Consider the following 5,372-nt stretch of genomic DNA (forward strand, 5'->3'; position numbering starts at 1 on the left):
TCAACCAACTCCCGCACACCATCAGCCGCCAGACCACGACGGCTGACCAACACCAGATGCCGCACCCCGTACGCGGTCACGAGATGCCGGGCGAACAACGCCCCCAAACCACCCGTCCCACCCGTCACCAACACCGTGCCACCCGGATCCACCACCATCGGCGCACCCGACACCGCACCGACACGACCCAACCGAGGCGTCAACAACCGACCGCCACGAACCGCCACCTGCGCCTCGCCCGCACCGAGCACCCCAGCCCAGTCCGGCACCTCACCACCATCGACATCCACCAACACGAACCGACCCGGATGCTCCGACTGCGCACTACGCACCAAACCCCACACCGGAGCCAGCACCAGATCCGGCGATCCCCCACCAACCGCCACACCGTCGCGCGTCACCACCACCAACCGCACCTCAGCCAACCGCTCGCTGGCCAACCACCACTGCAACAGCGCCAACGTCGAACCGGCCACGTCCCGGGCGTCCGCCGCCAATGCGCCCGGCGTCGCCGGAACCTCGACCGTGACCACGACGGCATCCGGCGCCGGGGCACCCTCGGTGATCGCCCGCTCCAACGCGTCCAGATCAGCATGGTGCTCACCGACCCCGGCGACACCCTCACCAACGAACGCGACACGCACCGACTCCACCGCGTCCGGAACCGAAACCTCAGTCCACTCGACCTGGAACAACGAGTTCCGCCCCGCGGCCTGGGCGTTTTCGAGCTGCGCCTGCTCGACCGGGCGGGTCACGATGGACGAGACCGACACGATCGCGGCCCCGGTCTCGTCGACCGCGTCCAGTCGCAGCGCGGAATCTCCCGCCGCGACGACCCGTACGCGCAGCCGCGAGGTGCCCTGACGTTCGAGTTGGGCACCCGACCAGCTGAACGGCATCCTGTGCGGGCTGCCCTCGCCATCGCTGAGCAGGATCGCACCGCTCTGGAGCGCGGCGTCGAAGAGCGCCGGATGGATGCCGAATCCCTTGGCGAAGTCGACGTGGTCGTCGGAGAGCGCCACGTCGGCGTAGATCTCGTCACCATCGCGCCACGCCGCACGCAGGCCCTGGAAGACGGGGCCGTAGTCGTAGCCGATCTCGGTGAGACGGGCATAGAGCGAGTCGACCGGGAGCGGCTCGGCACCCTCCGGTGGCCACTCTGCTGGCCAGGGCGAGGTGCTCTGCACCGTTTGGGTGAGCGTGCCTCGCGCGTGGCGGGTGGTTTCGGGGGCACCGTCCTGCGCCGCCGGGTGCTCCGGGCGGGTATAGATGGCGACCTCGCGGCGGCCGTCGTCGTCGGGTTCGCCGACCGTCACCTGCACCTGAAGTGCGACGCCGTCCTGGAGGAGCAACGGAGACTCGATGACCAGTTCCTCGACGACCGGGGTTGCCGCGTGCCGGCCGGCGGTCAGCGCCAGCTCGACGAGCGCGGTGCCGGGCACCACGACGTTTCCGAGGAGTACGTGTTCGGCGACCCAGGGCTGTGTCTGCGTCGAGAGTTGCCCGGTGAGCAGCCACTCGTCGCGGTCACCGACCGACACCGCCCCGACCAGCAGGGGGTGGTCGATCCGGCCGAGCCCTGAGGCTGCGGGATCGCCCATGCCGGCGTCCGGGGAAATCCAGTACCGCTGGCGTTGGAACGCGTAGGTAGGCAGATCAACCCGTCGGGCATGCGTGTCGGAGTAGAAAGCCGGCCAGTCGATGCTGGCACCGGCGGTGTGGGCCTGGGCCAGGAAACCGGCGAAGGTGTCCGGCTCCGGGTGCCGGGCCCGCAACGCGGACGCGAACACCCCACCCTCATCCTCGTTGTCGTTGTGGTCGAGGCATTGGCGGGTCAACGCGGTCAACACCGCATCCGGACCCACCTCAAACCACCGGCGCACCCCCCGCTCGTGCAGAGTGTTGACGCCGTCGAGGAACCGGACCGGCTGACGCACATGCGTCACCCAATACTCCGGATCAGTCACCTCCGTACCAACGACCTGACCAGTCAGGTTCGACACCACCGGAATCTGCGGCGGCCTGAACGTCAACCCCCGCACAACCTGACGGAACTCGTCCAACATCGGATCCATCAGATGCGAATGGAACGCGTGACTGACCCGCAACAAGGTGCTCTTACGCCCCTGCCACACCGGCAACCAGTCCTGCAACGCCTGCGCGTCACCGGAGACCACCACCGCACGCGGACCATTGACCGCCGCGACCGACAACCGATCCGCAAAGCCAACCAACGACGCGACGACCTCGTCCTCGGAGGCCTGCACCGCGGCCATCGCCCCACCCGCCGGCAAAGCCCCCATCAACCGACCCCGCGCCACCACCAACGCACACGCATCCGACAACGACAACACCCCAGCCACATGCGCCGCAGCGATCTCCCCCACCGAATGCCCGATCAGATAATCCGCCCGCACACCAAACGACTCCACCAACCGGAACAGAGCCACCTCAACGGCAAACAACCCGGCCTGGGTGAACTCCGTCGCATCCAACAACCCGGCCTCAACCGAACCCTCCGACGCGGCCAGCAGATCCTTCACCGACCGACCCAGACGCGTGTCCAACTCGGCGCACACCTCGTCCAGGGCCTCAGCGAACCGGGGATACACCCCCGCCAACGCCACACCCATTCCTGGGCGCTGCGCGCCCTGGCCCGGGAACAAAAACGCCGTCTTACCCGACACCGGCGAACCCGTGAACACACCCACACCCGGCTCACCCGCGGCCAACGCTGCCAGGCCAGTTAGCAACGACTCCCGATCGCCGGCGACCACCGCCGCCCGCTGCGACAAATGCGCCCGCGCCGTCGCCAACGACCAGGAAGCATCGACCACCGAGACCTCAGGCCGATCGAGCAGGTACGACCGCAGCCGCTCCGCCTGCCCCCGCACCGCCGACTCACTCCGACCCGAGAGCAGAACCGGCAGGGCACCGACCGGACGCCCGGCCGGACGCCCGGCCGGCGCCTCGGACTCGACCGGCGCCTCTTCGAGGATGACGTGGGCGTTGGTGCCACTGATACCGAACGATGACACACCGGCACGGCGGGGACGTTCCTCGTTGCGCTGCCACTGCTCGGCTTCGGTGAGCAGCCTGATCTCTCCGCTGTCCCAGTCCACGTGCGGCGTCGGGGCGTCGACGTGCAGAGTGGCCGGCAGCATCCCGTGCCGCATCGCCAACACCATCTTGATCACACCAGCCACACCGGCCGCCGCCGAAGCATGACCGATGTTCGATTTGATCGAGCCGAGCCGCAGGGGGCCGTTCTGCCGCTCGCGACCGTAGGTGGCCAGCAGGGCCTGGGCCTCGATCGGGTCACCCAACCGGGTCCCCGTCCCGTGCCCCTCCACCACATCCACATCCGCCGGGCCCAACCCGGCGCTGGCCAACGCCTGACGAATCACCCGCTCCTGCGCCGGCCCATTCGGCGCCGTCAACCCATTACTCGCACCATCCTGGTTGATCGCACTACCCCGCACCACCGCCAACACCCGGTGACCATTGCGACGCGCATCCGACAACCGCTCCAGAACGAGCATTCCGGCGCCGTCGGAGAACCCGGTCCCGTCGGCTGCCGCCGCGTACGGCTTGCACCGCCCGTCCACGGCCAGACCGCGCTGCCGGCTGAACTCCAACAACAGGAACGGGCTGGACAACACAGTCACGCCACCGACAAGTGCCATCGAGCACTCGCCGGACCGCAGCGCCTGCGCGGCCAGGTGCAGCGCCACCAGCGACGACGAACACGCCGTGTCCACCGACACCGCCGGGCCCTCCAGCCCCAGGGAGTACGCCACCCGACCGGAGACCACGCTTGTCGTCGTGCCGGTCAGCCGGAATCCCTCGGCCTCCGGCGTCATCGAACCGCCGTAGCTGGAGGTCCCCGCCCCACAGAACACGCCTGTGCTGGTGCCCCGCAGCGACGTGGGGTCGATGCCGGCGTCTTCGAGTGCCTCCCATGCCGTTTCCAGCATCAACCGCTGCTGCGGGTCGATCGCCAACGCCTCACGCGGGCTGATTCCGAAGAAGCCCGCGTCGAAGTCGCCGACGGCCTTCAGGAATCCGCCGGCTCGTGCGTACACCGTGCCGACCCGCTCCGGGTCCGGGTCGTACAGTCGCTCCAGGTCCCAGCCACGGTCCTCGGGGAGGCCGGCGATCGCGTCCCGGCCCTCGTCGAGGAGTCGCCACAGCTCTTCCGGTGACGTGGCGCCGCCGGCGTATCGGCAGCTCATTCCCACGATCGCCAGCGGTTCGGTCGACTGTGCCAGCAGCAGCCGGTTTTGCTGCCGGAGACGCTCGGTCTCCTTCAGCGACTTACGGAGGGCCTCGACGAGGCTCTTCTGATCGGCGGTCATGGTTACCGCACCTCCAAGCTTGCTGCGGCAAGCGGGTTCTCGGTCATCCGGATCAGGGCTTCTGCGTCCATGTCGTCGATCGACGTGGCGTCGTCGTCGGTGGCCGGGTTGTCGTCCGGCTCTCCGTTGGCGAGTTCGGCGAGCATGTCGAGCAGCCCTGCCTTGCGCAGACGGCTGATCGGGATCGTGGCGAGCATGTCGCGGATCTCGTCCTCCTCCGACGGCCGCTGGCCCATTGGTGCGGTGCCCGGCATCGCGACCGGGATCATGTACTGGGCGACCGCCATCGAGGTGGGGTGGTCGAAGACGAGCGTGGTGGGCAGCCGCAGACCGGTGGTCCGGCTCAGTCGGTTACGCAACTCGACGGCGGCGAGGGAGTCGAAACCGAGTTCCTTGAACGCCCGGTCCGGGTCGACGGCCTCGGCCGACGAGTGGCCGAGCACGGCGGCCACCTGCCCGCGTACCAGGTCGACGACGGCCTGCTGCCAGTCGGCCTGCGGCAGGCCGGCCAGTCGTTGCGGGAGGGATCCGCCGGTGGTCTCGACACGTTGGGCCGGCACGCGGACCAGTCCGCGTAGCAGCGGCGGCAGCATCCCCGACCGGGCTTGGGCACGTAGTGCGACGGTGTCGAGCAGCACGGGTACGAGCAGTGCCTCGTCAAGCTGCTGGGCCTGGTCGAACAACTCCAGACCAAGCTCGTTCGACAACGCACCAATGCCGGTGCGTTCCAGGCGGGCCAGGTCCGCGTCGCCGAGTTCACCGGTCATCCCCGTGGCATCCGCCCACAAACCCCACGCCAGTGACGTCGCCGGCAGACCCGCCGCCCGACGACTCGCCGCCAAAGCGTCCAAGAACGCGTTCGCCGCCGCGTAGTTGCCCTGCCCCGGACTACCAATCAACGCCGCAACCGACGAGAACAACACAAACGCCGACAGTCCCAGACCAGCGGTCAACTCATGCAAATGCACTGCCGCGTCGACCTTCGGAGCCATCACCCGCCGCACCTGCTCCGAC

Annotated in this window: 2 protein-coding genes; both read right to left on the bottom strand. The window is 68.7% G+C overall.

The features are described from left to right. Positions 1 to 4,358, bottom strand: a 4,358-nt coding sequence (locus ACLQ28_RS34270; RefSeq protein WP_425690403.1) for a type I polyketide synthase, incomplete at its 3' end; no start/stop codon positions are given. A gap of 2 nt (positions 4,359 to 4,360) precedes the next feature. Further along, positions 4,361 to 5,372, bottom strand: a 1,012-nt coding sequence (locus tag ACLQ28_RS34275) for a beta-ketoacyl reductase (RefSeq protein ID WP_425690404.1), incomplete at its 5' end; no start/stop codon positions are given.

It is taken from the genome of Micromonospora sp. DT201, from assembly GCF_049841575.1.
GTDB lineage: Bacteria > Actinomycetota > Actinomycetes > Mycobacteriales > Micromonosporaceae > Micromonospora.